The organism is Dryocola sp. LX212 (assembly GCA_041504365.1).
GTDB lineage: Bacteria > Pseudomonadota > Gammaproteobacteria > Enterobacterales > Enterobacteriaceae > Dryocola.
On record CP167917.1, the window covers coordinates 1,107,123 to 1,130,592 of the forward strand.

Consider the following 23,470-nt stretch of genomic DNA (forward strand, 5'->3'; position numbering starts at 1 on the left):
AGCACCACGCCCGGGGAGATTATTGCAAACCGGTTTTCTTTTTCATGGCGGCCATCACCATCGGCTTATCTGCCAGGTAATGATTCAGGCCGTTGGCGCGTAGGTGGCAGGCGGCGCATTCTCCGCAGCCGTCGCCCTTGATACCGTTGTAGCAGGTCAGGGTTTCCTTGCGAACCAGATCCAGCTGCTGCCAGTAGTCCGCCAGCGCCCAGGTCTCCGCTTTATCCAGCCACATCAACGGCGTTTCAAAACGGATATCGCGTGCCATACCCAGGCTGACCGCATGATTCAACGCTTTAACAAATTCATCCCGGCAGTCAGGGTAGCCGGAGAAATCGGTCTCGCATACGCCGGTAATCACTGCCTCTGCTTCTACCTGATACGCATAAATTGCCGTCAGGGTCAGAAACAGAATATTACGGCCCGGCACGAAGGTGCTGGGAATGCCGTTTTCCGACGGGTCGTAATTGGGGACGGGAATGCTGTCGCGCGTCAGGCTGCTGACGGCCAGTTCATTCAGTAGCGTCACGTCCAGCACCTTATGCGCGCGGGCGCCCAGTTTCAGCGCCAGTTCACGGGCGACGTCGATCTCCGCGCGGTGGCGCTGACCGTAGTCGAACGTCACGCAGTGAACTTCATCATACTGCTGTAGCGCCTGAATCAGGCAGGTTGTGGAGTCTTGTCCACCGCTGAAAACGACAACTGCACGTTTCATGACTAATCCTGTAATGACCAAATGAATGTTACGTTTCGCCTATGGTAACGCCCTGAAACGTGGCTAACCAGTTTCTTTGCTGATGCGTCAGTTCATCGAAGGCGGAGGGAGCCAGGCCTGAGTAAAATCGAACCAACCCCATGCGTTGAGTTCAATGCCGTTGACCCCGGGCGGGGCGCTTATCTGGTAGCGGTAGTTAAACAGCGGCGTCACAATCGCCTCTTTCATCAGCGAGCTAAAGACATCTTTCAGGCCGGCATAGCGCGTTGCGTTATCGGGATGGATTTGCACCCCGTCAAGCGTAGCCTGAAGTCGCGCATACTGCGCCCCGGTCAGCAGGCGCGGCCAGAGAATATCGCTGCGTAGCCACTGTTCGAGGGTGTATTCCGGCGCTTCGCCAATCAGCCTGTCGCCCATCAGAATATCCGCATCATCCAGCGCCGCACAGTCCGCCCAGTTTTTGGCATCGTGGAAAATCAGCGTCAGTTCGCAGCCCAGCGCCGCCAGATGCTGTTTTATCTGCCGTGCCATGGCGTGCAGCTCCACCGGCAGATGGTAGATCAGCGTCAGCTTCGGCGGCAGCGCTACGTTTTCGAGGGTTTGCCATTCCGGGATGGTCCAGCCGGGGATCATCTCGGTGCTTGGGGTGATCAAGGACTCTTCCACCGGCAGCGTGGCAATCACCTCGTGCTTGCGCACAATCTGCATCAGCATTCTCGCCTGCTGCGGGGTCAGGCTGCCGTTCTGCTTGATGGCCAGATAGCAAAACCCCAGGCTGATGCTGTTGCTGACCGGGCGCAGGTGAACCAGATCGTCCTGCTGGCCAATGGCGATCTGCACCGGATGGCGACAGCTTGTTCCCAGCGCCGTGTCAAAAAGCGCGGGCGTGATCCAGTATTCAATCGCCTTCAGCAGCGGGTGGTTCAGGTGATAACTCTCGTGGCTTTCAATGCGTACGAGATTCTCCTGAAAGCTCGCAATGCGGAACGCGCCGCAGCCCAGCAGGGCGTCGTCGGGATGGGAGAGGCGGCTGCAGTAGCTCGCCAGCCGCCACGGCAGCCAGTAATCCGGACGATGCAGCACAAACTGCAGACACTGCGCGTGGGGCTGCTCGATCGTCTTAACGCTGATAAACAGGCGGCGCATGGCGGGCAGTGTTAACAGCATCAGCAGGCGCTGCTGCAGCTGCGAGGTTTGTACCGCCTCGCCGCTGTGCCAGTGCAGCGTCGACCGAATAAAGAAATGCCAGCTCAGGCCGTCGTCGGAAACCTGCCAGTGATGAGCAAGATCGGGCTGGGGCAGGGTGCTGTGGGTAACAAAGCGGGTGAGACCGGAAAAAACCTGCCCGGCCAGGTGCTGTTCTGCGCGCCCTGGCATAAAGCCCGGCTGCAGGGATTCGAGGGGACGATAGTACGGAATACGCAATGTAGGGGTGTCGTTTTGCCACTGGCCGCCCAGAAACGGCTGAAGCAGGTGGCGAAGCTGTTCTGGGGCGATCTGCGCCAGATCGAGCGCGTTCTGGTGCTGCCCTTTATGCAGCACTTCTTCCATCATGCTGGATCGCAGGCTTTCTGGCGTAACCAGGAAAGTCAGCTCTCCCCGCTTGCCGCGCCCGGACCGCGCCCGCCACGTAAGCCAGCCTGCTGCCTCCAGCTGGTTAAGCAGCGTACGAACGTGGCGCTCGCTGCAAAAGCAGCGTCCCGCCAGCTCGGCTACGGTCGCCTGCACGGGCTCACCCGCCGTGGGCTGCCACAGCCGTTGGTACTGATTAAGTCGATTAAGCAGGCGCATTGTTAAACCCGGAACAATTTTTTTAAAGTATTCACTATTAGTTCCGTATATGCCAGGCAATACTGGCAGCCATGTTTGTAAGGCAAGTCTCAGGAGTTTGTATGGCACGTCTGGCGGCATTTGATATGGATGGCACACTACTGATGCCGGACCATCACCTTGGTGAACAGACCCTGCGCACGCTGAGGCGGCTGCGTAATGAAAGGCAGATGACGCTGGCCTTTGCCACTGGCCGCCACGTACTGGAGATGCGTCATGTCCTTGGCTCTATCGATCTTGATGCCTTTTTAATTACCGGCAACGGAACGCGTATTCACAGCATAGAAGGCGAGCTTCTGCACCGGCAGGATCTGACGCCGGACGCCGCCGGGATCGTCATTCATCAGCCCTGGGATACAAAAGCCAGCATGCACGTGTTCAACGACACCGGCTGGCTGACGGAACACGAAATCCCGGAACTGCTTCACGCCCATGTCTACAGCGGCTTCAGATACAGGCTCACCGACTTTAAGCGCCTGTCAATGGACGAGGTCACCAAAATTTGCTTCTGCGGCGATCACGAAGACCTCAGCCGCCTGAAAATTCAGCTTAGCGAGGCGCTAGGCGACAAAGCGTTTCTCTGCTTCTCGGCGACAGATTGTCTGGAAGTGCTGCCTGTTGGTTGCAACAAAGGCTCGGCGCTGGGCAAACTAAGCGAGCATCTTGGCATGACGCTTGAGGAGTGTATGGCGTTTGGCGACGCGATGAATGACCGGGAAATGCTTTCTTTAGTAGGACAAGGTCTGGTCATGGGCAACGCGATGACGCAGCTGAAAAATGAATTACCTCATCTGCCGGTTATTGGACACTGCAGTAACCAGGCGGTTTCGCACTATTTGACGCATTGGCTGGATACACCAAACCTGACTTATTCCCCCGAATGACAAGGTATTTCAGCAGGCCGGGCGAGTACCCGGCCACTTTTTTACTTCATAAGATTCTGTAGCTCAGCTCGCCACGGCTGTAAATCCCCGATGTTCGCCTTAACCCACCCTTCGTTGTAATAGGTTTCCAGGTAGCGCTCGCCGCTGTCGCACAACAGCGTCACAATCGAACCCGTCCGGCCTTCCGTGCGCATACGTGCGGCCATATGCAATGCGCCCCACATATTCGTACCGGTCGAAGCGCCTACTTTGCGGCCCAGAACTGTTTCCAGCCACTGCATGGTAGCAACGCTGGCTGCGTCCGGCACGCGCATCATTTCATCGATAACGTCCGGAATAAACGACGGTTCGCAGCGCGGGCGGCCAATGCCTTCGATTTTGCTACCGATTTTACTGCTCAGGCTGCAGTCGCGCTGGTGCCAGTAGTCCAGAAAAACGGAGTTTAACGGGTCAACCACCAGCAGTTTTGTCGGGTGGCCCTGATAGCGAAGATAGCGACCAATTGTCGCGGAAGTGCCGCCCGTACCCGCACTCATGACAATGTAATCTGGTACCGGGTGCGGCTCATGGTCCATCTGGCGGAAAATGCTGTCGGCAATATTGTTGTTGCCGCGCCAGTCTGTTGCGCGCTCGGCGAAAGTGAACTGGTCCATATAGTGGCCGTTCAGCTCGCGGGCCAGCATTTCAGAGGCAGCATAGATTTCGCAGGCGCTCTCCACGAAGTGGCAGCGGCCGCCGTAAAACTCGATCTGTTCGATTTTACGTTTTGCGGTGCAGGCGGGCATGACGGCGATAAACGGCAGGCCAAGCAGGCGCGCGAAATAGGCCTCAGAGACGGCGGTCGATCCCGAGGATGCTTCAATGATGGTCGTGCCTTTGTTGATCCAGCCGTTACACAAGCCGTACAGAAACAGCGAGCGCGCCAGACGATGCTTAAGGCTGCCCGTCGGATGAGTACTTTCATCTTTCAGATACAGCTGAATACCCGGAAAAGCAGGCGAAGCCAGGCGGATGAGATGCGTGTCTGCCGAGCGCTGATAATCGGCGTTAATTTCACTGATGGCGTGGTTTACCCAGCTACTGGTCATGGTTAGGATCCGTTTGTCTTTTTGTGCCTAGCGTAAAGCAAAATCGGGATAAAAAAGTTGCCATTTAACCTGTTCAGCGCTTTCATTAGAGAAAACCTTTCTCCTGAAGACCCCCATGTTAGATAAAATTGACCGTAAGCTGCTTTCCTTGCTGCAGGAAGACTGCACCCTCTCTTTGCAGGCGCTGGCGGATGCCGTTAATCTGACCACCACGCCCTGCTGGAAGCGCCTGAAAAAACTTGAGGACGACGGCATCGTGCGGGGAAAAGTCGCGCTGCTGGACCCCGAAAAGCTCGGCCTTGGCCTGACCGCTTTCGTTCTGATCAAAACCCAGCAGCACAGCAGTGACTGGTACTGCAAGTTTGTCGCCGTGGTAGCTGATATGCCCGAGGTGCTTGGCTTCTGGCGCATGGCCGGGGAGTATGACTACCTGATGCGTGTCCAGGTAGCGGACATGAAACGTTACGACGACTTTTACAAGCGGCTGGTCAACGGTATCCCCGGTTTAACTGATGTGACTTCGAGTTTCGCCATGGAACAGATAAAATACACGACAGCTTTGCCGATAAGCAGCATATAACCCTGCTTTAAGGCGCTTCTTATTAGTTAATTATCCAGTTACTCAGGAATATCGCGTGCGATTATTTGCTCAATTAAGCTGGTACTTCACCCGGGAGTGGCGACGCTATCTCGGGGCGGTGGCCCTGCTTATCATCATTGCTGTTCTGCAGCTCGTGCCGCCGAAGCTGGTAGGGGTGATTGTGGACGGCGTGACCTCGCAAAGCCTTTCGGGCCAGCAGGTGCTGATGTGGCTTGGGGTGATGATTGCCATTGCCATCGTCGTCTACATGCTGCGCTATGTGTGGCGCGTGCTGCTGTTCGGGGCGTCCTATCAGCTTGCCGTGGAACTGCGCGAGGATTATTACCGCCAGCTCAGCCGCCAGCATCCGGAATTTTACCTGCGCCACCGCACGGGCGATCTTATGGCGCGCGCAACGAACGATGTCGATCGCGTGGTCTTCGCGGCGGGCGAGGGCGTGCTCACGCTGGTCGATTCGCTGGTCATGGGCCTCGCGGTGCTGATTGTGATGTCCACGCAAATCAGCTGGGAGCTGACTCTGCTTTCCTTATTACCTATGCCGGTGATGGCTATTGTCATCAAACGCTACGGCGATCAGCTTCACCAGCGCTTCAAGCTGGCGCAGGCGGCGTTCTCAACGCTTAACGACCGCACCCAGGAGAGCCTGACCAGTATCCGCATGATCAAAGCTTTTGGCCTGGAAGACCGGCAGTCGGCGCTGTTTGCCGCCGAAGCGCAGGATGCGGGCAAGAAGAACATGCGGGTAGCGCGGGTGGATGCCCGCTTTGATCCGACGATTTATATCGCCATCGGCACGGCTAACCTGCTGGCGGTGGGCGGCGGCAGCTGGATGGTGATGCAGGGCACGCTGACGCTCGGGCAGCTCACCAGCTTCGTGATGTATCTGGGGCTGATGATCTGGCCCATGCTGGCGCTGGCGTGGATGTTTAATATCGTCGAGCGCGGCAGCGCGGCGTACAGCCGTATCCGCAGCATGCTGGCGGAGGCGCCATCTGTGACGGACGGTGAGAAACTGGCGCCGGAAGGCCGCGGCACGGTGCAGGTTAATATTCGTGCGTTCCACTATCCGCAAACCGCTAAGCCTACGCTTGAGAACGTCTCGTTTACCCTTAAGCCGGGCGGCATGCTGGGCCTGTGTGGCCCAACCGGGGCGGGTAAAAGCACCATCCTGTCGCTGATTCAGCGCCACTTTGATATCGACCAGGGGGACATTCGCTTCCACGACGTTCCCCTCGTGCAAATGAAGCTCGACGCCTGGCGCAGCCGCCTTGCGGTGGTGAACCAGACGCCGTTCCTCTTCTCCGACACGGTGGCCAGCAATATTGCCCTCGGCAAGCCAAACGCAACTCAGGAAGAGATTGAGCACGTTGCAAGGCTTGCGAGCGTTCATGAGGATATCCTGCGCCTGCCGCAGGGTTACGAAACCGAAGTCGGCGAGCGCGGCGTGATGCTCTCCGGCGGGCAGAAACAGCGTATCTCCATTGCCCGCGCGCTGCTGCTGGATGCGGAAATCCTGATTCTGGACGATGCGCTTTCGGCGGTGGACGGGCGCACGGAGCATGACATTCTTCACAACCTGCGCCAGTGGGGCGAGAACCGCACGGTGATTATCAGCGCGCACCGTTTATCCGCGTTGACCGAAGCGAGCGAGATCCTGGTGATGCAGCACGGGCATATCGCCCAGCGCGGTAGCCACGATGCGCTGGCGTCGCAGCCCGGCTGGTATCGCGATATGTATCGTTATCAGCAGCTTGAGGCGGCGCTGGACGATGCGCCGGTACAGGCCGATGAGGAGGTCGCCCGTGCGTAAATTAACGAAGCAGTGGCCGACCATTAAACGCCTGCTGGCGTACGGCTCTCCGTGGCGCAAGCCGCTGGCGGGCGCGGTGGTGATGCTGTGGATTGCCGCTGCGGCGGAAGTGACCGGGCCGATTCTGGTCAGCTACTTTATCGACAACATCGTTTCCGAAAACAGGCTGCCGGTTGCACTGGTGGCCGGGCTGGCAACGGCTTATCTGCTGCTTTCTGTTACCGCTGCGGGCCTGCACTACTGGCAGGCGCTGCTGTTTAACCAAGCCGCGGTCGGCGTGGTGCAGCAGCTGCGGATGGACGTCATGGACGCGGCGCTGCGCCAGCCGCTGAGCGCGTTTGATACCCAGCCGGTCGGGCAGCTGATTTCACGCGTTACTAACGATACGGAAGTGATTCGCGACCTTTACGTCACGGTTGTCGCAACGGTACTGCGCAGCGCGGCGCTGATTGGCGCGATGCTGGTGGCGATGTTCAGCCTCGACTGGCGCATGGCGCTGGTAGCGGTGACTATCTTCCCGGCGGTGCTGATTGTGATGGTGATTTACCAGCGCTACAGCACGCCTATTGTCCGCCGCGTGCGCAGCTACCTGGCGGACATCAACGACGGCTTCAACGAAGTCATCAACGGCATGAGCGTGATCCAGCAGTTCCGCCAGCAGGCGCGTTTTGGCGAACGCATGGGGGAGGCGAGCCGCTCGCATTATCTGGCGCGCATGCAGACCCTGCGTCTGGACGGCTTCCTGCTGAGGCCGCTTCTGAGCCTGTTCTCTGCGCTGGTGCTGTGCGGGCTGCTGATGCTGTTCGGCTTCACCTCGGTGGGCACCATCGAAGTCGGCGTGCTTTACGCCTTCATCAACTATTTAGGCCGTCTTAACGAGCCGCTGATCGAACTGACTACCCAGCAGTCGATGCTGCAGCAGGCGGTGGTGGCCGGTGAGCGGGTGTTTGAGCTGATGGACGGCAAGCGCCAGGATTACGGCCATGACGAGCAGCCGCTGCAAAGCGGCCGCATCGAGGTGGATAACGTCTCCTTTGCCTACCGTGGCGATCGGCTGGTGCTTCAGGATATCAATCTGGACGTGCCGTCGCGCAGCTTCGTGGCGCTGGTGGGGCATACCGGCAGCGGCAAAAGCACCCTCGCGAACCTGCTGATGGGCTATTACCCGCTGACACGCGGTGAAATTCGTCTGGATGGTCGCCCGCTCGATACGCTGAGCCACGGCACGCTTCGTCGCGGCGTGGCGATGGTACAGCAGGATCCGGTGGTGATGGCGGATTCGTTCTTTGTTAACGTCACGCTCGGGCGCGACATCAGCGAAGAGGCCGTATGGCAGGCGCTAGAAACCGTGCAGCTTGCGGATCTGGCCCGCACGATGGTTGACGGTATACACACGCGTCTGGGGGAGCAGGGCAACAATCTCTCGGTGGGGCAGAAGCAGCTGCTGGCCATGGCCCGCGTGCTGGTGGAGGCTCCGCAGATCCTGATTCTGGATGAGGCAACGGCGAATATCGACTCCGGTACCGAGCAGGCTATTCAGCAGGCGTTAGCCGCCATCCGCGAGCACACTACGCTTGTGGTGATTGCCCACCGTCTGTCGACCATTACCGACGCGGATACCATTCTGGTTCTGCATCGCGGGCAGGCGGTGGAGCGGGGCACCCACAGCGAACTTCTGGCGGCGGAAGGGCGCTACTGGCAGATGTATCAGCTCCAGCTTGTCGGTGAAGAACTTGCGGCGGCTACCCGCGAGGAGTCGCTCACCGCCTGATGCACCACAATCACGCATAAATCCAGTGGCTATCGCCGCTGGTGCAAAAATGAAACGCACCCTGCACCAGCATGGTGCGTTTTTTCTTGCCAGGAACATTCTGAATCTGCCTCCTGCCTTCCGACCGCAGAAACACCCCGCAAAGCGCCTGCCTGGCCCTGTGAATCGCGCCCGAATTTCATTTCTGGCACGGGGCTTGCTTTACCTCTTCCAGTGCTGCTGAGCATCAACCCATTGTCTGACTGGAGGGGAATCTATGAAGCTGGTTACCGTGGTAATCAAACCATTTAAACTCGAAGACGTTCGCGAGGCGCTGTCTGTAATCGGCATCCAGGGGCTGACCGTAACCGAAGTAAAAGGGTTCGGGCGTCAGAAGGGGCATGCCGAGCTTTACCGCGGTGCGGAGTACAGCGTTAACTTTCTGCCAAAAGTGAAAATTGATGTCGCCATTGCCGATGACCAGCTCGACGAAGTGATCGATGTCATCAGCAAAGCCGCCTACACCGGGAAAATCGGTGATGGCAAAATTTTCGTTGCCGAGCTGCAACGCGTGATCCGTATTCGTACCGGCGAAGCCGACGAAGCTGCGCTGTAACGCCTCCCCAATCGTGAAAGGGACAGAAAAAATGAAGAAATTTGCCTCTGCGTTAGGCGTCGTAGCCCTGGCGCTTGCGCCATCCCTGGCTTTCGCCGCTCCGGCCGTTGCTGATAAAGCAGACAACGCCTTTATGATGATTTGCACCGCGCTGGTGCTGTTTATGACCGTACCGGGGCTGGCGCTGTTTTACGGCGGCCTGATTCGCTCTAAAAACGTGCTTTCCATGCTGACGCAGGTGACGGTGACTTTTGCGATGGTCTGCGTGCTGTGGGTGGTTTACGGCTATTCGCTGGCCTTCGGAACCGGCGGCAGCTTCTTTGGTAACTTAGACTGGGTGATGCTCAAGAATATCGAGCTGAAAGCGCTGATGGGATCGTTCTATCAGTACATTCACGTCGCGTTCCAGGGCTCTTTTGCCTGTATTACCGTCGGGCTGATTGTCGGCGCGCTGGCCGAACGTATTAAGTTCTCTGCGGTGCTGATCTTTGTGCTGGTCTGGCTGACGCTCTCCTACGTGCCGATCGCACATATGGTATGGGGCGGCGGTCTGCTGGCATCCCACGGCGCGATGGACTTTGCGGGCGGTACGGTTGTTCACATCAACGCAGCGGTGGCGGGCCTTGTAGGCGCTTACCTGGTTGGCAAGCGCGTAGGCTACGGCAAAGAGGCATTCAAGCCTCACAACCTGCCGATGGTCTTTACCGGCACCGCGATCCTCTACTTCGGCTGGTTTGGCTTTAACGCAGGCTCCGCAAGCGCGGCTAACGAAATCGCCGCTCTGGCATTCGTTAACACGGTTGTGGCGACGGCTGCGGCAGTCCTCGGCTGGGTGTTCGGCGAGTGGGCGCTGCGTGGTAAACCTTCTCTGCTGGGTGCCTGTTCCGGTGCTATCGCTGGCCTGGTTGGTATCACGCCGGCGTGTGGTTATGTAGGCGTCGGCGGTGCGCTGATTGTGGGTATCGTGGCGGGTCTGGCTGGTCTGTGGGGCGTAACGCTGCTGAAAAAATGGCTGCGAGTAGATGACCCCTGCGACGTGTTCGGCGTCCACGGCGTCTGCGGCATCGTAGGCTGCATCATGACCGGCATCTTCGCCTCAACGACTTTGGGCGGCGTAGGCTACGCGGAAGGCGTAAGCATGGGCCATCAGGTGCTGGTGCAGCTGGAGAGCATCGGTCTGACCATCGTCTGGTCCGCCGTTGTTGCTTTCATCGGCTTCAAGGTGGCCGACCTGACCGTCGGACTGCGCGTACCGGAAGAGCAGGAGCGCGAAGGCCTGGACGTCAACAGCCACGGCGAGAACGCTTACAACGCGTAATGGTCAGAATAAAAAAGGCGGAACATATGTTCCGCCTTTTTGCATTTAAAATCGTAGGTCGGATAAGCGCAGCGTCATCCGACACGTTCTTAACTCCGCTTGCGCATCACCCCTTCCTGCACCGTCGATGCAACCAGCACTCCATCCTGGGTATAGAACTCACCGCGCACAAAACCGCGGGCGCTGGATGCGGACGTGCTCTCCACGCTGTACAGCAGCCATTCGTTCATATCAAACGGGCGGTGGAACCACATGGAATGGTCGATGGTGGCAACCTGCATGCCCGGCTCGAGGAAACCGATGCCGTGGGGCTGAAGCGCGGTTGGCAGGAAATTAAAATCTGAGGCGTAGCCCAGCAGATACTGGTGGACGCGTAAATCGTCCGGCATCCTGCCGTTGGCGCGCAGCCAGACCTGACGGCCAGGTTCAGCCTGATGTCCCTTCAGCGGGTTGTGGAACTCTACCGGGCGGATCTCCAGCGGTTTCTCACAGAGGAATTTCTCTCTGACCTGCGGCGGGAGGAATTTTTCCAGCGAGCGGGCAATATCCGTTTCCGTTTTCAGGGCGTCAGGCAAAGGGGCCTGAGGCATGGCTTTCTGATGCTCAAAGCCCGGCTCGGGTGCCTGGAAAGAGGCTGTCATATAGAAAATCGGCTTGCCGTTTTGGACGGCCGCCACGCGGCGGGCGCTGAAGCTGTTGCCGTCGCGTAGGGTTTCTACGTCATAAACGATAGGCTTCTGGCTATCGCCGGGGCGCAGGAAGTAGCTGTGAAATGAGTGTACCAGCCGTTCTGCCGGCACGGTCTCTTTGGCAGCATACAGCGCCTGACCGACCACCTGGCCGCCGAACACCTGGCGTAAACCTAAGTCCTCGCTCTGGCCGCGAAATAACCCTTCTTCAATCTTTTCCAGATTGAGTAATGCCAATAAATTGCTGAGCGCCTGACTCATAGAACTTCCTCGAAATAGTGATAACGGGCCGGTAACTAGCCTGATTATAACAGGTCAGCGACATTAATCCCGTAGTGGCCCGACCTGATGAGATCCGCCGTTCCAGGCAAAATTCAGTTATATGTGCCACACTTAGCCTGATAAGCATGTTTTCACCGCTCATTACTTGTGGGACACCGCGCCCGCAAACGCATTGATAATAAGGAGAACAAATCAATGAAACTTGTGCCAATGTTAAGTGGTTTAGCCGTTGCGGTTGCACTGGCAGGATGTGCGCAGAAGTCTGCGGATATTCCAACCCCGGCACCTGCCGCCTCGACAACGTCAGCGGGAGCTAATGCTCAATCGACGATTGCACAGCCAAGCGTGACCGGTACAGCCTGGATCCGCCAAAAAGTTGCGCTGCCACCGGATGCGGTGCTGACGGTGACGCTGTCTGACGCATCCCTTGCGGATGCACCGTCCAAGGTTCTGGCGCAAAAAGTCACCCGTACCGAAGGGAAGCAGGCACCGTTTAGCTTTGTGCTGCCGTTTAACCCGGCGGACATTCAGCCGAACGCGCGCATCATCCTGAGCGCGGCCATTACCGTGAACGATAAGCTGGTATTTATCACCGATACCATTCAGCCGGTGATTAATCAGGGCGGGACAAAAGCGGATCTGACGCTGGTTCCCGTACAGCAAACGGCGGTCCCTGTGCAGACTGGGGGCGGGGCGGTAACAACCGTGCCATCAACGTCGCCGACGCAGGTAACCCCATCTTCAGCGGTTCCAGCCCCAACCACGTACTGACATTAAGCGCCCCGCAAGGGGCGTTTTACTTAATAGTTCCAGCGGTAACGCTGCATATCGATATGCCCATCCCCGGAAACCATAACCCGCTCAGAGAGCAGGGCCTGACGCTGACGCTGTAAATCCGGCCCGGTCAGGGAAATGATGCCATGGCGATTAACCACCCGATGCCAGGGGAGCCTGCTTCCCTCCGGTAAACGCTTCAGTACACCTCCCACCTGACGTGCCGCACGGGGAGAGCCCGCGAGCAGAGCAACGTCTCCGTAGGTGGTGACACGGCCTTCGGGAATGGCGGCTATGATCTGGTAAACCCGCTGCGGGAAAGAATCGTGATTATCCATCGCTAACTCCTTATTACGGCATCGCTAGCATAATCATTGACGGGCCACGGGCAAAGTAAAACGTCGATTGCGCAAGAAACCAACACCTGACCGCGGGCGGCTTGCAATTGCCGGGGTCAACATGGATAATGCGCCTGCGCGTCAGGGAACTGACGCTCTCAATGGGGGCCCTGTTGGTTCTCCCGCAACACTAACTTGTGAACTCGGTCAGATCCGGAAGGAAGCAGCCGCAGCAGGTGACGTGTGTGCCGGGATGTAGCTGGCAGGGCCCCCACCCAATTCTGCTCGTGCTGGCTCCGTTGTTACCCTTTCTTCGCACAAAAATAACGTCTGCGTTTAAATTTTTATACCTCTCTTGAAAATATTCTTAATTATTTTTTTTCACTCCTGCATATTAATTAAATTCCCCATGTGATTATTACTCGATAAATGACTCTTCAGACTATTCTTGCTGATTGTATGAAAAATACGCTGCTTTATGCAAAATTATCATTAATGATCATCGGATGGTAAATGTCACTGGCTGAAATTAACAGGTCTTCAATATATACTCAGGGTGGTTTTTTATTTGGCATTATTTTTAGCGTTAAAGAGGAATTGAAGATGGTGTTAACTTCACCGGCACGCCCCCATGAGGAAATTATTAAACTTATCGACGCGCTGAGGCCATTGGGAGAGAAAGTAACCGTCAGCGCGCGCAGAAGAATAGGTTGGCGGACAAAAGAAACGTCTTATTTGTATCTGCTGCTACGCGGTGAGATGTCCGTCATGCGGATTGCGGACGGCTTACTGCTGGGTACGACTAATCAGCCACACATATTTGGTTTCACGGAAATGTTTACCCCCATGCAGTGCAATCTGCTGCGTGCCGAAACGGACTGCACGCTGATATGCGTAGACGTGGCGCAGGTTGTGCCTGAGATAGACCGGCTGCAGCTCTGGCAGGAAGTTGCAAAACTGTGTTCCTGGCACACCGCCGGTATGCTCCATCGAGACCTGCAGATAGTCAATCAGCGTACGCCTCCGGTGGTGCATAATTATCTTCTCGAATTAGACCAGCTGCCCGCGGAAAGAAAATATAAGGTGAATATTTTGAACTACATCCAGGAGCGCACCGGTTTATCACGCAGCAGTATTCTTAACGTTATCACCACCCTGAAACGTAACAATTATATTGAATATGAGCGCGGCGGCTATCAGCTGAAGATTAACAATTTGCCCGACTGATTTCTTTACCGCTCGGTTCTGTCGAAGAACGCTGGAAATATTGCGCAAACAGAATCTTTGTTTGCGCAAAGAGCTGCTCTTTTCACATTATTATCTTTGGCTGCGGAATAAATTAGTATTCCGCGGCTATTAATATCAGGATTCAAATCTTACACCAGCATCCCACGCGAACTATTTGCTCGTTCCCGACTCAGATATTGCCAGCCGGGTTGCAGCCGTTCCAGGGCGTTGCGCATCAGCGTGGGTTCAAGCGTATACGGCATCCTCAAAAATCTTTCGAACGCGCCCTCGGTGCCAAAGCGCGGGCCTGCTCCAATGCGTATACCGACGGATTCGCAGCTGGCTGCGAACAGCGTCGCCAGCGGTCGGGGAAGCTCGATCCACAGCGAGAGACCGCCTTGAGGGGGGGTGGGTATACGCCAGTCGGGGAACAGGTCGCTTATCACTTCGCTACAGTTTTGCTGATTGCGACGCAGCATCGCCCTGCGCTGGGGTAAAAAACTTTCGGCCTCGTTGAACAGATGGATGGCGGCCAGCTGTTCCAGAACGGGCGTGCCCAGATCCAGGGAGTTTCTGACCTGGGCAAGCGAGGCGAGGGTTCTGGCTGACGCGCGGATCCAGCCCAGGCGTAATCCGCCCCAAAAGCTTTTTCCTGCCGAGCCAAGCGTGATGACATTGTCCGAAGAATCGAATGCGGCCAGGGGCGGGGGCGGTGGCGCATCGAACCATAAATCAACCATCGTTTCGTCTACCACGATCGTCGTACGGGTGCGGGCGGCAATCTCTGCCACCGCTGCCCGCGTAGCGGTATCCATACAGCGCCCGGTAGGGTTATGAAAATCTGGGATTAGATAGGCCAGGCGGGGAGAAGTCTGTGCGAGGGTGGCGGCAAGGCCGTCCGTATCCCACCCCCGATCCGGCAGGCTGACTGATACCGGGCGGCAGGAGGCGCCTTTGATCGCTTCCAGCGCCATCGGGTAGGTAGGATGATCGATAACAACACGGTCACCCGGTCCTGTTAACAGACGCAGAATCAGGCCAAAGCCACTTAAGGCACCGTTCACCAGCATGATCTGATCCGCGGAGGTAGCTAAGCCTCTGGCGGCATAACCACGGGCAATCACTTCACGCAGCTCGACTAAACCCTGCTGATCGTAGCCGCTGGAGCCCATATGTTCGGGCAGGGCGATAAGCGCATTTGAATAGGCATGATGGATCTCCGGGCCTGCGGGGAGCGCGGCGACGGAAAGGTCGAGTATCGGTGCTAACCCCGGCAATGGAGAAACGCTGTTCCCGCTTTCCGGGAGCATGGTCACCGAGCCGGATCCCTGGCGGCTGGCTAAGTAGCCCTCGTCGCGCAGCTGGGCCAGAGCCGTCGCCACCGTTGTTCGGCTGACGCCAAGGCTGGTTGCCAGCTCACGTTCGCCGGGCAGGCGGCATTCCAGCGGCAGCCTGCCGTCGAGGATCAGCAGGCGTAAGCCATCTGCCAGCTGGCGGTATACGGGCATGCGGGGCAGGGGCTGATGCCAGTGGCCCAATAATTTGATGAGTGACGTCGTGCCGGTTCTGCGCTGTGCCATAGCAGTCCACTTTATGATAACTGGACCTTAATATTCAGTCCGCTTTGCCGGAAAGTAAAGCCACAGGTTCAGGCGGAGTGGATAAGATGATGATGCGTCGGCTATTACAGCTGTATATCGGGCTGGTGCTTTACGGTGTTTCAACGGCTATGTTCGTGCGGGCCGATTTGGGCGCGGATCCGTGGAATGTATTCCACCTCGGCGTGGCGAAAATTTTCTCTCTTAATATCGGCATGGTGATGATTTTGGTTGGCGCGCTGGTACTGCTGCTGTGGATCCCCCTTCGTCAACGGCCAGGGCTGGGCACTATAAGCAATGTCATTGTGCTTGGCCTGGCGGCAGATGTCGCGCTGGCAATGATGTCGCCGCTGGAGTCGCTCTTTGCCCGGAGCATACTGTTGTTGTCTGCAGTAGCCGTAAACGCCATTGCTACGGGAATGTACATCGGAGCAGGATTTGGTTCCGGCCCGCGAGATGGCCTGATGACCGGTATTAATGCCCGCACCGGCTGGTCGGTGCGCAGCGTGCGCACGGCAATAGAAGTGACCGTGCTAATTTCCGGCTGGATGATGGGCGGCACGCTAGGCGTGGGCACCGTACTTTATGCGCTTGCCATCGGCCCGCTGATACAGCTGTGCCTGCCGTGGTTTCGTATTATCCCTGGAGGAAAGGATCCGCGGGTGGAGCCTGAGGGCGTCTCATAACTCGCAGCTCTGACTGAAAAAGATTCTCGCTGCGGGTTTCTCGGGCTATGTTTATCTCTAAAAGCAATTCTGTCTATTTTAAGAGGTGCATGATGCACAGCCCGGTGATGAGTAAAGCGGCAGCGAACTGGAACAGCTATCAGCTGGCAGAAATCCTTTCCCACTGCTTTAAAGGCTATCTGGTGCCGTTCACAATTGATGGGGAAACCTTCACCACGCGTTTTGCTTCAGAAGATATCATCCTCAACGACAGCGTTGTCTGGCTGCAGGACGGCGATCCAAAGGCTCTCGCGCTGATTACCCGGCGCGGTCAGACTTGCCGCCTTGCGGCTTTTGCTATTCGCCCTGAGCTTCGGGGGCAGGGTTACGGCAAGCAGTTTATCGGACAGCTCATCGATGCCGCGCGCCAGCGCGGTGACAAAAATTTCTGGCTGGAAGTGATCGTCGGTAACGACAGCGGCATCGCGCTTTACGAACGCATGGGCTTTGTGCGGCAGCAGACGCTGGTTGGCTTTCACGGGACGGGGTCGGGAACATTCCAGGCGACGGGCGATCTGGTGGAAATCGACCCGCTGCTGATGGCAAAGAAAATGCTTGCAGACAGCCGATTGCGTTTGCCCTGGCTTAGCGCTGCGGAAACCCTCTATAAATTGCCGGGTAAAGCGTGGGGGCTGGACGAGGCGGCCTATGCGATGGTCATACCTCATGCGAAGCAGCCTAAACTACGTATGCTGTACGTTGCCCCCGCTGCGCGCGGCCAGGGTAAAGCGAAAAAAATACTGACGCTGCTGCAGGAGCGTTTTCCGGGGCTGTCCACGGCCTGTTCTGTGCCTGAGCAATTCGCCCCACTGTATCTTAGCTGCGGCTATCAGCATGATCCCGTCACGCAATATGAAATGTTGTTAAGACTTTGAACCGGCGCTAAGGCGTTGTTTTACTTATTCGGCTGTCGTCATCTCATGATAATATTTCAAAAACAGAGAGAGTTCGCGGTTCGTCAGGAGATCGAAATTATGCATAATCGCTCTTTTATGAGCATTCACTGAGCTGTATTTAATATTCATCGTGGCTGAAATTTTTTGAATGCTATGACCAAGATGCAAAGAAGACGCTATGAATTTTTGCGGCGCAGAAAGTCTTTCAGAAAAACATTTTTTACAATCCTGATGTTCTTTATTGCACATGGATCGGCTGCTGATTAATGGCGCAGAGACAATCAGGGAACCGATTGTATTAAATTTTATTTTTCGGTCTATTGAAATAGTATTTTTAACGCAGTCAAGTATCGTCCTGGTGCGCGTGGTTCTGCGATTTTTTGCTATGTTTATCAATAGGGGTTGGACTTTCAATTTTTTGACAATCAGCCTGGGATACAAAGGGCTGTAAATGTCAGTCGCATTAAAGATGATATCGGCATCGGCGAACGCGTGCGCCACATCCTGGTTAACGTCAGAAACCTCTTCAGGGCGCATTGTTGTAATATTTAAGTCTAAATTATATTCTTTTGAAACGACTTCATTGAGGTATAATTGCAATCCATGCTTATAGAATTCATTGTCATCGTAGAATAATATTTTCATGGTCTTAGCACCTGGTATTGTCGAAACTGAATGAGTAAGAAATAAACAATGGGAAAATATTCTCCCCCAGCAGGCAAATTCTGTCAATTTTTAGGCGAGTCCAATAAAAGAGTAGATATTCATTAAGTAATTATTATCGCCAGCCTGTTAGCCGTCGCCTCCTTCAGCTACTACACTTATCTGGCGTAATCATAACGGATGGAAATTATCTGCCCGTATTCCCCACTCAGTGGAGGTCACAATGCATTATGTTGATGGTTTTGTCGTAGCGGTTCCCGCCGCCAATAAGGACGCCTATCGAGAGCTGGCGTCCAGGGCGGCACCGTTGTTTAAGGAGTTTGGTGCGCTGCGCATCGTTGAGTGTTGGGCAGATGACGTGCCCGACGGCAAGCTTACCGATTTTCGCATGGCGGTGAAGGCCACGGATGACGAAGAGGTGGTCTTCAGCTGGATTGAATATCCCTCAAAAGAGGTTCGCGACGCGGCCAACGCGAAAATGATGTCCGATCCGCGCATGAAGGAGTTTGGCGAATCGATGCCCTTTGATGGCAAGCGAATGATCTACGGCGGCTTTATGCCGCTGCTGGATGAGTGATTTCCCGCACTCAAACCCTCTCGCCATGGGGGAGTTGTCTCTTAGTCACAACCTACCCCGGTCATACGTCAGGGGGGATCTGATAACCTGCGGGTATTCCGTTCCCCCGTACGTCTTGCTATCCCTGCTACCGTTGCGAACGGTGAACGTGCCAGGGGATTTACGCCAATCCCCTGGCGACCCCGGCGCCCGGCAAATAAATCGCCGCTGAAGCGGTAAACTCTGGTTTTTACCCAACATGCAGGGTCGTTCGCGATTCGTTCCCGACGATCGCTCTCTCACATTGTTCCCGACAACGTGACCCTGCCTGAAGGGCAAAAACCGGAGCGATTTAAGCCGGGAACAGGGTGTCGCTTTAAGCCAGAAATAACATCAGAAATAGCATCGCTTTGAAACCTACAGCGACACCGGAGATAAGTCATTCATGAAAGTTAAAGCGAGGGTGTTGGGTCCGGCTTAAATCGCCTCCATTTTTGGCTTCATGGCCGGGTCCAGCCGTCGGGAACGGCTGGAGGTTGTGATCGTCGGGAACGAATCGCAACCGACCCGGACAGGGAGCCAAAAATGGAGGTTTACCGCCGCAGGTGGCGATTTATTGCCGGGAGTCGGGAGCCCAGAGGGTGTGACGGCTAACACCCTCTGGTCGTTCACCGGTTCGGCAGCAACATATACCACCTGACGCAAAGTGAACGGAACCTTCTCGATCTCGCCAGTAACTGTTTCAAATATCTGAATAAGCGACATCCCTTTCAGGGAGAGGGTCCCGGAACTAAATTTCAAGCTCCCGCAGCAGCCCAAACGCCTGTTTCATATGGGCTTCGCTGACAATAAATGCCCGCAGCCGGCTGTCTTCATCGAAGCCTTTCGCGATGAGCCCCTGCGGCTCGACGTTCAGCTGCCAGCACAGATCGGCGCGCTGCGTTTCTCCTGCCAGATGCAAGGGCATCTCTGGCGTTTTGACCTTGACCAGCATAGCCGGTAGCTTCACAGCTTCCGCGGCACCCAGCAAATTTTTCGCCAGCGTCATCGCGCTGAACTGGATTGGCTGCAGGAAGGGCAGAACTTTACCGTCAATCTCCGCGCAATCGCCTATTGCATAGATATGCGCATCTGACGTCCTTAACTGCCGATCGACCTGTATACCGCGATTTACCTTCAACCCGGCACGCTGTGCCAGGCCCAGATCTGGACGCAGGCCAATGGCCGCGATAACGGCATCAGCTTTTACGGTTCGTCCGCTCTCCAGCTCCGCCTCCATTCCCTCTTCGGTTCTGGACAGTGAGGCCAGGCGCTGATTCAGCAGCAGCTCAACGCCCATCTGATTCAGCCGCTGTTGCAGTCGACCGGCCACCTCTGCCGGGATAAGCGAAGCCAGCAGGCTGGCGGCATTGTCCACCACCGTGACCTGCTTGCCCGCCCGGCAAAAATCCATTGCCAGTTCGCTGCCGATCAGTCCGCCGCCCAGAATTATCACCCGCCGGGCGTCGCGCAGCACGGATTCGTTCGCCCGATATTCCTGCTGGCTGTTTAGCGTCAGCAGCAGTTCGCGGCCCGGAACAGGCGGGAGCAGGGCGCTGGCCCCTGTCGCCAGCACCAGCCTGTCGTACGGCCACGCCTGTTCGCCGCAGGTTACCGTGCGGGTAGAAGTATCAATCTGCGAAACCCAGCTGTGGGGATGGAGCCTGAGATTGTACTGTTCGGCAAACTCCCCGGCGCGCTGCCTGCTCATCTCCCCGGCCCGCTGGCCAAGGCTGATAACGTGGCTCAGGTCGGGCTTGTTGTATTCGTCCATGCTGTCCGCCGCAATCATGCGGATGGGGATTTCCCCGTCGTACTTACGGATGTTCTTGACCAGCTGGCGGGCCGCAAAGCCCGAGCCGATAATGACGATGCCCGCGCTCATTTTGCCTCCGTTGCCAGTTCGTCAAAAACGTCTTTCCCCAGCGAGCATTCCGGGCAGAGGAAGGTGTCCGGCACGTCGCGCCAGGCCGTGCCGGGCTGGACGTCCTGCATCGGTTCACCGGTCGCTGGGTCATAGATCCACTGGCAAACGCTGCACTGCATGCGCGGGCCGAGATTGGCGCAGGTTTTGGCTTCTTCGACGGTGTTCTGCTCAGCGACAGCAGCCTGGGCAGGCAGGGGAGTGGTAGCCCACTGACGGGCAATTTCACGCCCGTGTTCACGGCACAGCGCCAGCGCGTCGATATCCGGACGCCATTTCGCCTTCAGGCTCAGCGACATTTCAAACCCGGCGTCCTGTAAGCGCGTGGAAAGACGGTCTACCGCGCCGCCGCTCCAGCCGTGGGAGCCGAAGGCGCTGGCGCGCTTATTGCGAAAGCGCAGGCCCGTCAGCTCTTCAACCAGGCCCGCAATTTTCGGCATCATCACGTTATTCATGGTGGACGTCCCGGCCAGCACCCCTTTGGAGCGGAACACGTTGGTCAGGATTTCATTTTTGTCATGGCGGGCGACGTTAAAGATCTTCACCGCCACGCGCGGATCGGCTTCAGCGATCCCCTGCGCGATGGCGTCAGCCATCATGCGCGTGTTGTTGGACATGGTGTCGTAGAAAATCGTGATGCGATCTTCCTGATAGTCGGCGGCCCATTTCAGATAAAGCTCGACGATCTGCGTTGGGTTATCGCGCCATACCACGCCGTGGGAGGTGGCAATCATCTCCACCGGCAGGTTGAAGCCGAGGATCTCGGTGATTTTCGGCGTCACCAGGCGGCTGAACGGCGTGAGGATGTTGGCGTAGTAGCGCTGGCACTGCTCGAACAGCTCTGTTTGATCGACCTCATCGTTAAACAGATGCTCGTCGCAGTAGTGCTGGCCGAAGGCGTCGTTGCTGAACAGGACCGCGTCGCCGGTCATATAGGTCATCATGCTGTCGGGCCAGTGGAGCATCGGCGTTTCCACAAAGATCAGCTGCTTGCCGTTGCCGATGTCCAGGCTGTCGCCGGTTTTGACGATATGAAAATTCCATTCCGGATGGTGGTGGTGGCCGTTGATGGAGTCCACGCCGTTAGCGGTACAGTAAATTGGCGTATTCGGAATGCGGGACATCAGTTCCGTCAGCGCGCCCGCGTGATCCTCTTCGGCGTGGTTGATAATGATGTAGTCGAGCGTATTCAAATCAATTTCGCCTGCCAGGTTTTGCACAAATTCACGGCTAAATTTGTGATCGACGGTATCGATAAGCACGGTTTCTTCTTCACGGATCAGGTAGCTGTTGTAGCTGCTGCCCTTCAGCGTTTTATATTCGGTACCGTGAAAATCGCGTACTTCCCAGTCACGTTGCCCAACCCAATGAATGTTGTTTTTAACCTGAATGGCCATAGGAACCTCGTAGTTTGATTAATTTTCATCACCCGAAAGCGGGCTGCGTGAGGTTCTTATTACAAGTTGCGTGCCAGTTTTTATCTTTTTGATAATTAAATGATTTTTTAAGTTTAGTTTAATGTAATGGTCATTATGACCCTGCAATTAATAGTCAAAATGACAATGCTGTTGTCATTTTGACTGTCCAGGCGTAGGGTAAACGCTCTTGCTAAAGGAGCCGCCTATGAGCCTGTCCATCACCTCTCTTGCCAGCATCGCCATTGACCTGCAAAGCGGGATTGCCCACCCCGATCGCTTCGCCCGCCTGATTCGCACGCTGCGTCAGCTGCTGGGGAGCGACGCCACGGCGCTGCTGCGCTATGAGGATCGGCAGTTTCGCCCGCTGGCGATTGACGGCCTGGCGCAGGATGTTCTGGGGCGGCGCTTTGCCCTCGACGCGCATCCGCGGCTTGAAGCCATTGCCCGAGCCGGGGACGTGGTGCGTTTCCCCGCGGACAGCGAGCTGCCCGATCCGTATGACGGGCTAATCCCCCAGCACAGCGACCTGAAGGTTCATGCCTGCCTCGGGCTGCCGCTGTTTGCCGATCAGAATCTTATTGGCGCGCTCACCGTGGACGGCATGAACCCGCTGCAGTTCGACAGCTTTAGTGATGAAGAGCTGCGGCTGGTGGGGGCGCTGGTCGCCGGGGCGCTGAACACCGCCTTGCTGATGGAACAGCTGGAAAACCAGACGCCAGCGGCGGCCGTCGTGCCAGCGGCCAGAAAAAACGACGGCGGCGAGATGGTCGGCTTATCGACTGGCATTGAGCAGCTTAAAAAAGAGATCGAGATTGTGGCAGGATCGGATCTGAACGTGCTGATCACCGGGGAGACGGGCGTCGGGAAGGAGCTGGTGGCGCGGGCTATCCACAGCGGCTCGGCGCGGGCGGCAAACCCGCTGGTTTATCTGAACTGTGCGGCCCTGCCGGAGAGCGTGGCGGAAAGCGAGCTGTTCGGGCACGTTAAAGGCGCGTTTACCGGTGCCATCCACCATCGTACCGGTAAGTTTGAGATGGCGGATAACGGTACGCTCTTTCTGGATGAGATTGGCGAGCTGCCGCTGACGCTGCAGGCGAAGCTGCTGCGGGTTTTACAGTACGGTGATATCCAGCGCGTGGGCGATGACAGCAGCCAGCGGGTGAACGTGCGAGTGCTGGCGGCAACCAACCGGGATCTTAAGCAGCAGGTGCTCGCCGGGGAGTTTCGTGCCGATCTCTTTCATCGCCTGAGCGTTTTTCCGCTGCATGTGCCTGCTCTGCGCGAGCGGGGCGACGACATCACGCTGCTGGCGGGATTTTTCTGTGAGCAAAGCCGGGCGAAAATGGGGCTGAAACAGGTTGTACTAAGCGCTGGCGCACGTGAGCTGCTTCATCGCTATGACTGGCCGGGCAATATCCGAGAGCTGGAACATGCTATTTACCGCGCCATTGTGCTTGCGCGGGCAGGGCGTCCGGCAGGCGAACTGCTGCTGGAACCACAGCATTTTCAACTGGCGGAAGTGATGCCGCAAGCGTTGCCTGCCGCAGCGGTAGATCTAACCCCTGTCGTGGATAACTTACGCCAGGCAACGGATGAATTTCAGCGCCGGGTAATTGTTCAGGCGCTGGAGGCTAACGGCAGCAGCTGGGCGGCAACTGCCCGCCAGCTTCGTCTTGACGTTGCGAACCTTCACCGGCTGGCGAAGCGGCTGGGCGTGAAGTGAAGCCGT

Annotated in this window: 21 protein-coding genes and 1 other RNA gene; 13 read left to right on the forward strand and 9 right to left on the reverse strand. The window is 56.7% G+C overall.

From position 1 onward, the window contains the following. Positions 1-19: 19 nt before the first annotated feature. A complete protein-coding gene (gene queC / locus ACA108_05275; protein ID XEX96951.1) occupies positions 20-715 on the reverse strand; it encodes a 7-cyano-7-deazaguanine synthase QueC in 696 nt (231 codons plus the stop codon). Between the two features lie 87 nt (positions 716-802). Further along, positions 803-2,506 (reverse strand): SgrR family transcriptional regulator, encoded by a 1,704-nt coding sequence (locus tag ACA108_05280; GenBank protein ID XEX96952.1) that lies wholly within the window; start codon positions 2,504-2,506, stop codon positions 803-805. Positions 2,507-2,607: 101 nt separating this feature from the next. Between ACA108_05280 and cof the strand changes: the two genes are divergently transcribed. Then, positions 2,608-3,429, forward strand: a complete 822-nt coding sequence (gene cof / locus ACA108_05285) for an HMP-PP phosphatase (GenBank protein XEX96953.1) — start codon at positions 2,608-2,610, stop codon at positions 3,427-3,429. Between the two features lie 41 nt (positions 3,430-3,470). Here the strand turns inward: cof and ACA108_05290 are convergent, their stop codons facing one another. Beyond that, positions 3,471-4,517 carry a PLP-dependent cysteine synthase family protein gene (locus ACA108_05290; GenBank protein XEX96954.1) on the reverse strand — a complete coding sequence of 349 codons (1,047 nt, stop codon included), beginning with the start codon at positions 4,515-4,517 and terminating at the stop codon, positions 3,471-3,473. 115 nt (positions 4,518-4,632) lie between these two features. Here ACA108_05290 and ACA108_05295 point away from each other — a divergent pair, with 115 nt between their 5' ends. The 5 genes from ACA108_05295 (at position 4,633) to amtB (ending at position 10,612) form a co-directional block, all read left to right on the forward strand. Then, the gene (locus ACA108_05295) at positions 4,633-5,097 is read left to right on the forward strand and encodes an Lrp/AsnC family transcriptional regulator (protein ID XEX96955.1); all 465 of its coding nucleotides are present in this window, start codon (positions 4,633-4,635) and stop codon (positions 5,095-5,097) included. 55 nt (positions 5,098-5,152) lie between these two features. Continuing rightward, positions 5,153-6,928 carry a SmdA family multidrug ABC transporter permease/ATP-binding protein gene (locus tag ACA108_05300; protein ID XEX96956.1) on the forward strand — a complete coding sequence of 592 codons (1,776 nt, stop codon included), beginning with the start codon at positions 5,153-5,155 and terminating at the stop codon, positions 6,926-6,928. Continuing rightward, a complete protein-coding gene (locus ACA108_05305; GenBank protein XEX96957.1) occupies positions 6,921-8,699 on the forward strand; it encodes a SmdB family multidrug efflux ABC transporter permease/ATP-binding protein in 1,779 nt (592 codons plus the stop codon). The genes ACA108_05300 and ACA108_05305 overlap by 8 nt, the downstream gene beginning before the upstream one ends. A 256-nt stretch (positions 8,700-8,955) precedes the next feature. Continuing rightward, entirely contained in the window at positions 8,956-9,294 is a 339-nt protein-coding gene (gene glnK, locus ACA108_05310; protein XEX96958.1) for a P-II family nitrogen regulator, read from the forward strand. Positions 9,295-9,325: 31 nt separating this feature from the next. Beyond that, on the forward strand, positions 9,326-10,612 hold the full coding sequence (amtB, locus tag ACA108_05315; protein XEX96959.1) for an ammonium transporter AmtB: 1,287 nt from the start codon (positions 9,326-9,328) through the stop codon (positions 10,610-10,612). Positions 10,613-10,701: 89 nt separating this feature from the next. Here the strand turns inward: amtB and tesB are convergent, their stop codons facing one another. Then, positions 10,702-11,562, reverse strand: coding sequence for an acyl-CoA thioesterase II (gene tesB / locus ACA108_05320; protein XEX96960.1), 861 nt, complete (start codon positions 11,560-11,562; stop codon positions 10,702-10,704). A 216-nt stretch (positions 11,563-11,778) separates the two neighbouring features. On the opposite strand from tesB, the gene ACA108_05325 reads away from it, so the two are divergent. After that, positions 11,779-12,354 (forward strand): YbaY family lipoprotein, encoded by a 576-nt coding sequence (locus tag ACA108_05325; protein XEX96961.1) that lies wholly within the window; start codon positions 11,779-11,781, stop codon positions 12,352-12,354. Between the two features lie 29 nt (positions 12,355-12,383). Here ACA108_05325 and ACA108_05330 read toward each other — a convergent pair whose 3' ends face one another. Next, complete coding sequence (locus ACA108_05330; GenBank protein XEX96962.1) at positions 12,384-12,695, reverse strand: MGMT family protein; 312 nt, start codon at positions 12,693-12,695, stop codon at positions 12,384-12,386. A 171-nt stretch (positions 12,696-12,866) separates the two neighbouring features. Here ACA108_05330 and ffs point away from each other — a divergent pair. Both ffs and ACA108_05340 read left to right on the forward strand, forming a co-directional pair. After that, positions 12,867-12,963: signal recognition particle sRNA small type (gene ffs / locus ACA108_05335), an RNA gene on the forward strand. Between the two features lie 245 nt (positions 12,964-13,208). Next, complete coding sequence (locus tag ACA108_05340; GenBank protein ID XEX96963.1) at positions 13,209-13,922, forward strand: helix-turn-helix domain-containing protein; 714 nt, start codon at positions 13,209-13,211, stop codon at positions 13,920-13,922. Positions 13,923-14,071: 149 nt separating this feature from the next. Here ACA108_05340 and ACA108_05345 read toward each other — a convergent pair whose 3' ends face one another. Beyond that, the gene (locus ACA108_05345; GenBank protein ID XEX96964.1) at positions 14,072-15,502 is read right to left on the reverse strand and encodes a PLP-dependent aminotransferase family protein; all 1,431 of its coding nucleotides are present in this window, start codon (positions 15,500-15,502) and stop codon (positions 14,072-14,074) included. Between the two features lie 89 nt (positions 15,503-15,591). On the opposite strand from ACA108_05345, the gene ACA108_05350 reads away from it, so the two are divergent. Together ACA108_05350 and ACA108_05355 are read left to right on the forward strand one after the other, a co-directional pair. After that, entirely contained in the window at positions 15,592-16,206 is a 615-nt protein-coding gene (locus tag ACA108_05350; GenBank protein XEX98022.1) for a YitT family protein, read from the forward strand. A gap of 89 nt (positions 16,207-16,295) precedes the next feature. Next, on the forward strand, positions 16,296-17,120 hold the full coding sequence (locus ACA108_05355; protein ID XEX96965.1) for a GNAT family N-acetyltransferase: 825 nt from the start codon (positions 16,296-16,298) through the stop codon (positions 17,118-17,120). A 24-nt stretch (positions 17,121-17,144) separates the two neighbouring features. Here the strand turns inward: ACA108_05355 and ACA108_05360 are convergent, their stop codons facing one another. Further along, positions 17,145-17,786 carry a helix-turn-helix transcriptional regulator gene (locus tag ACA108_05360; GenBank protein ID XEX96966.1) on the reverse strand — a complete coding sequence of 214 codons (642 nt, stop codon included), beginning with the start codon at positions 17,784-17,786 and terminating at the stop codon, positions 17,145-17,147. A gap of 241 nt (positions 17,787-18,027) precedes the next feature. Here ACA108_05360 and ACA108_05365 point away from each other — a divergent pair, with 241 nt between their 5' ends. Beyond that, on the forward strand, positions 18,028-18,381 hold the full coding sequence (locus ACA108_05365) for a DUF1428 domain-containing protein (GenBank protein XEX96967.1): 354 nt from the start codon (positions 18,028-18,030) through the stop codon (positions 18,379-18,381). Between the two features lie 769 nt (positions 18,382-19,150). On the opposite strand, the gene norW is transcribed toward ACA108_05365, so the two are convergent. Then, a complete protein-coding gene (gene norW, locus ACA108_05370) occupies positions 19,151-20,284 on the reverse strand; it encodes an NADH:flavorubredoxin reductase NorW (protein ID XEX96968.1) in 1,134 nt (377 codons plus the stop codon). Beyond that, positions 20,281-21,720, reverse strand: a complete 1,440-nt coding sequence (gene norV / locus ACA108_05375) for an anaerobic nitric oxide reductase flavorubredoxin (protein XEX96969.1) — start codon at positions 21,718-21,720, stop codon at positions 20,281-20,283. Before norV ends, norW begins: the two co-directional genes overlap by 4 nt. 226 nt (positions 21,721-21,946) lie before the next feature. Here norV and norR point away from each other — a divergent pair, with 226 nt between their 5' ends. Next, positions 21,947-23,464 carry a nitric oxide reductase transcriptional regulator NorR gene (gene norR, locus ACA108_05380; protein ID XEX96970.1) on the forward strand — a complete coding sequence of 506 codons (1,518 nt, stop codon included), beginning with the start codon at positions 21,947-21,949 and terminating at the stop codon, positions 23,462-23,464. Positions 23,465-23,470: the final 6 nt, after the last annotated feature.

Excerpts from the sequence above, each read along its gene's own strand:
- ACA108_05365 (XEX96967.1), top strand. The coding sequence starts at position 18,028 with ATGCATTATGTTGATGGTTTTGTCGTAGCGGTTCCCGCCGCCAATAAG.
- ACA108_05360 (XEX96966.1), bottom strand. The coding sequence starts at position 17,786 with ATGAAAATATTATTCTACGATGACAATGAATTCTATAAGCATGGATTG.
- ACA108_05355 (XEX96965.1), top strand. The coding sequence starts at position 16,296 with ATGATGCACAGCCCGGTGATGAGTAAAGCGGCAGCGAACTGGAACAGC.
- queC (XEX96951.1), bottom strand. The coding sequence starts at position 715 with ATGAAACGTGCAGTTGTCGTTTTCAGCGGTGGACAAGACTCCACAACC.
- ACA108_05280 (XEX96952.1), bottom strand. The coding sequence starts at position 2,506 with ATGCGCCTGCTTAATCGACTTAATCAGTACCAACGGCTGTGGCAGCCC.
- norR (XEX96970.1), top strand. The coding sequence starts at position 21,947 with ATGAGCCTGTCCATCACCTCTCTTGCCAGCATCGCCATTGACCTGCAA.
- ACA108_05295 (XEX96955.1), top strand. The coding sequence starts at position 4,633 with ATGTTAGATAAAATTGACCGTAAGCTGCTTTCCTTGCTGCAGGAAGAC.
- norV (XEX96969.1), bottom strand. The coding sequence starts at position 21,720 with ATGGCCATTCAGGTTAAAAACAACATTCATTGGGTTGGGCAACGTGAC.
- tesB (XEX96960.1), bottom strand. The coding sequence starts at position 11,562 with ATGAGTCAGGCGCTCAGCAATTTATTGGCATTACTCAATCTGGAAAAG.
- cof (XEX96953.1), top strand. The coding sequence starts at position 2,608 with ATGGCACGTCTGGCGGCATTTGATATGGATGGCACACTACTGATGCCG.
- ACA108_05330 (XEX96962.1), bottom strand. The coding sequence starts at position 12,695 with ATGGATAATCACGATTCTTTCCCGCAGCGGGTTTACCAGATCATAGCC.
- ACA108_05340 (XEX96963.1), top strand. The coding sequence starts at position 13,209 with ATGTCACTGGCTGAAATTAACAGGTCTTCAATATATACTCAGGGTGGT.
- norW (XEX96968.1), bottom strand. The coding sequence starts at position 20,284 with ATGAGCGCGGGCATCGTCATTATCGGCTCGGGCTTTGCGGCCCGCCAG.
- amtB (XEX96959.1), top strand. The coding sequence starts at position 9,326 with ATGAAGAAATTTGCCTCTGCGTTAGGCGTCGTAGCCCTGGCGCTTGCG.
- ACA108_05290 (XEX96954.1), bottom strand. The coding sequence starts at position 4,517 with ATGACCAGTAGCTGGGTAAACCACGCCATCAGTGAAATTAACGCCGAT.
- ACA108_05325 (XEX96961.1), top strand. The coding sequence starts at position 11,779 with ATGAAACTTGTGCCAATGTTAAGTGGTTTAGCCGTTGCGGTTGCACTG.
- glnK (XEX96958.1), top strand. The coding sequence starts at position 8,956 with ATGAAGCTGGTTACCGTGGTAATCAAACCATTTAAACTCGAAGACGTT.
- ACA108_05350 (XEX98022.1), top strand. The coding sequence starts at position 15,592 with ATGATGCGTCGGCTATTACAGCTGTATATCGGGCTGGTGCTTTACGGT.
- ACA108_05345 (XEX96964.1), bottom strand. The coding sequence starts at position 15,502 with ATGGCACAGCGCAGAACCGGCACGACGTCACTCATCAAATTATTGGGC.